The organism is Arthrobacter sp. UYP4, from assembly GCF_057291175.1.
On sequence record NZ_JBXAVU010000018.1, the window covers coordinates 1 to 3388 of the forward strand.

A 3388-nucleotide genomic window follows, 5' to 3' on the forward strand; every position below is an offset into this window, starting at 1 on the left:
CCGACGACATTCTCTCCGTCGCGGATCTCGCCGCGATGCCCAAGGGTAGGGCCATCATGCTCGGCTCCGGATCCCGGGCCGTCCTGCTCCGCACAATGCCGATCAGCGAACGACCTTACGCGGACAAGGTGGCGGCCTCAGAAGCCGCGCACAACGGCTTCCAGCCGTCCGAGAAGAACCCTCCGGTCGCGGTCGCCCCTGAGGTGGCATCTGCAGTGAAGCCTCTAGATGGCGGTAACCGATGGACGACGATGGTGAAGGAGTAGCAACCATGGATTCTCACTCCTCGTACGAGTTCGATGATGATTCTGACCCGTTCTCGCCCGGCGCTGACGCGGAAGCAAGTGTGACCAATGATGGGAGCACGGATGCTCAGCCTCAGCTGGTCTTCTCCAACCTGGAGGCGTTCGTGTCGGATTACCTCATCCACCACTTCCCTCGGCCCGTGCAGGCGTCCGCGTACGACAAGGAGTTCTACTGGTGCAGTAGCTGGTGGGCGCACACCGAGGCGTGCAGCAGGCTCAATGCCCTCTGGAGGGCATGGGAAGCCCTGCGCCTGGATGAAACCTTGGGACTGGCCGACTGGTGGAACAACTATGCGGACCCGACGATGCGCGCCCTGTTCGCCCCAAAAGGCCCCTTTCAGGGATGCACAGCCGAAGTCCACAAACCTGCCAACCCATCACTTCCAGTGCTGCCTGCACCGGATGGTCTCTTCACCTAGCGCTGTCATCTATGTGAGTGAACGACAATTTACCCACGTTGGCATCTCAGTCCAGGGCGCTCTGAGTATGGCGATTCAAGCTGGCTCTTCCCAGATGAGGGTGTAGGTCGGCCGGGAGCGTCGGTCCGCAGATAGACGTCGAGGTCTCCCACGGAGGTTCCTACGCCATCCGTCCGAAAGACCTCGACGTGACCGACGCTACCCCGCCGGCCGGCTTCGGCCGCCCTGACCTGACCGCCTTCGCGTCTCATCCCACTCGACCCTGATCGAGTCTGCTGACCCCCTCGACGAGAACGCAGCGACATCACAGCCACCCAACCCCGACCGTCCGGGAAGCCGGGACACGTCACATGACCTGTGCTGCGGGCGTGTCGAGTGGGTCGTCCAGGGGCGACGCAGGAGCGTCGACGCGACGTGCTGAGAGGTGGTTCCAGTCGAGCGCTAGGACACCGGCTACAGGCATGGCGATAGGTCAGGAACGGCGTCGCTCCCTGCGCAGGAGGGAGCGCAGAGTCTCGGCGTTCGCGTAGCCGACCCGTAGCGCGATCTCGGCGGAGGTGAAGTCCGTGGTTGCTGAGAGGTGCCGAGCTCGTTCGATGCGAAGCCGTTGGACGAAGCCGAGCGGAGTGAGGTTGAGCGCCGCACGGACTCGTCGTTCGAGGGTGCGCCGGCTGGTGCCGAGCGACTGCGCGACGAAGGCGACGTTGAACGGTTCGTCCAGGCGGGCGCGCACGAAGCGTTCGAACTCGACGACGATCGGGTCCTCGTGCCGGAGATGTTCGTAGGCGACGAAGGCCGCCTGCGACGGACGCTCGTCGATGATGAGGAGCTTGGCGACATGTTGGGCCAGGTCGGGGCTGATCGATCGCACGAGTGAGAGCGCGAGGTCGATGTGGGCGAACGCGGCGCCGGCGGTGACGAGGTTCCCGTCGACCACGACCATGGTGTCGAGATCGAGGGCGACGGTCGGATAGCGCTTCAGGAACTCCGGCCCCAGGAACCAGCTGGTCGTCGCCCTCCGGTGATGCATCCGTCCGGTCTCGGCGACAGCGAACACGCCGGTGCACGCCGCGGCGATCCGGGTGGTCGCCTCGTCGAGGCGCCCGAGCGAGGCGATGACCGAACGAGCATCTCGGCTCTGGAGGACGTCGTTGGTAGCGGCGGCCGTAAGGGTTCCAAGCGCAGGGACGACGACCACGTCGAACTCTCCGGACTCCGACAGCGGGTGGTCCACCGACAGGGTCATCGATGCCGTCGTGGTCACTCGCCGTTTCGGTCCGAGGATGGCGAGTTCGATCGGGTCGATCCGCGGGTCGACATCGCCGCGGGCTCCGTCGGCCACCCGCACGATGTCGATGATCGACGCGATAGCCGAACCGAAGCAGCCGTCGATCGCGATCAGTCCGATACGCATGACGTAAACAATAGCAATACTGCCGCATACGCCACTCCCCACCGGCCCTCGCTCGTCATACGCTGGACTCGTCCCACGAAGAACCCCGACGTCAAGGAGAGTCCCTCATGTCCACACCCGCATCACTTCCGTATGCCTTCGTCGCCAAGATCGTCGCGGCCGATGGGCAGCACGACGCGGTCGCCGATCTGCTCGCCGGCGCTGTCGCACTCGCCAACGAAGAAGTAGGAACGATTGTCTGGTTCGCGGTCAGGACCCACGCCGACACTTTCTGGATCTTCGATGCATTCCCCGACGAAGCCGCTCGCGACGCCCACGCCAACGGCGCCATCGTCGCAGCCCTGATGGCCAACCAGCACCTCCTCGGCGCAGCACCCGAGATCCTGGCGGCCGACGTCCTCGCGTCCAAGCTCCCGTAGTCCGCCAACGCACGAGACGATCGCGCCCCGCCGAGCCGTCGCCAGGTCGCGACGCAACGCCACGCTGCGTTGCCGAGCGGTGCGAGGCCTATCGGCACACGGACAGGATGCCGGCCGCGAGCGCTCAGCCGGCGAGGGGTCCGTCGCAGAGGAGAGCGACGTCGGTGTCGGGCAGAGCCGTGAGGCCAGCGCATCGCGCGACCACCAGAACGGTTCGCCGGAGCCGCACCAGCAGTGACGAGTGGCGTTGCGCTGTCGAGTGTAATTGGCGGGGCAGTGCTCGGAACGGTCATCGGCGGGTTGGCAGGAGCGGTCGGTTATCTGCTCGCGCGACGAAGTCGTTGGAACGCGAAGGCTACTGCGATTGGCGTAACTTTGACGGTAATCGCTCTGTGGGCGCTCTTCCTCAACTTTTGGGCAGGTTCGGACAACCCCATCGGGTTGACAGACCTCGTAGTGCCAGCATGTACCGCAGTAAGTGCGGGAGCGTTCATGCTGATCACCCAGCGCACGAGGAGCGCTTAAACAACAGAGCGACAGCGGACCCTCACCGCATGGTGGCGGTCCGCTGTCGTCACACCAGACAGCCGCATGGCGCGGATTGAGTGTGCGGCTGCTTCCCACATCCTAAAGCTGCTGCACACCCAGAATCGACGACGTCTAGGACCTGACAGCACATGTGTAGAGGACGGGGTCAAAGTCAGTCGAGTTCAAACCCCATGCGATTCGTCAAACCTTACTGGCACCGCTGCGTATTTGATGTGGGCGTATTCTTTGGTCCGGAGCCTGAGAGCTGGTGTGCTTCCGGTGACGTCGGCGGAGGACTAGGCC

Annotated in this window: 3 protein-coding genes and 1 pseudogene; 3 read left to right on the forward strand and 1 reads right to left on the reverse strand. The window is 64.3% G+C overall.

Translation table 11 applies throughout. The features are described 5' to 3' along the window. Both AC0Z9V_RS18085 and AC0Z9V_RS18090 read left to right on the forward strand, forming a co-directional pair. Nucleotides 1–266, forward strand: a pseudogene (locus tag AC0Z9V_RS18085) (conjugal transfer protein); the annotation flags it as partial. Between the two features lie 5 nt (nt 267–271). Then, nucleotides 272–724: a DUF4913 domain-containing protein gene (locus tag AC0Z9V_RS18090; protein WP_196597464.1), complete on the forward strand. Its 453-nt coding sequence runs from the start codon at nt 272–274 to the stop codon at nt 722–724. 472 nt (nt 725–1196) lie between these two features. On the opposite strand, the gene AC0Z9V_RS18095 is transcribed toward AC0Z9V_RS18090, so the two are convergent. Further along, nucleotides 1197–2138, reverse strand: a complete 942-nt coding sequence (locus AC0Z9V_RS18095) for a GlxA family transcriptional regulator (protein ID WP_053548963.1) — start codon at nt 2136–2138, stop codon at nt 1197–1199. Between the two features lie 107 nt (nt 2139–2245). On the opposite strand from AC0Z9V_RS18095, the gene AC0Z9V_RS18100 reads away from it, so the two are divergent. Continuing rightward, on the forward strand, nt 2246–2557 hold the full coding sequence (locus AC0Z9V_RS18100; protein ID WP_033107114.1) for a putative quinol monooxygenase: 312 nt from the start codon (nt 2246–2248) through the stop codon (nt 2555–2557). The last annotated feature ends 831 nt before the right edge of the window (nt 2558–3388 follow it).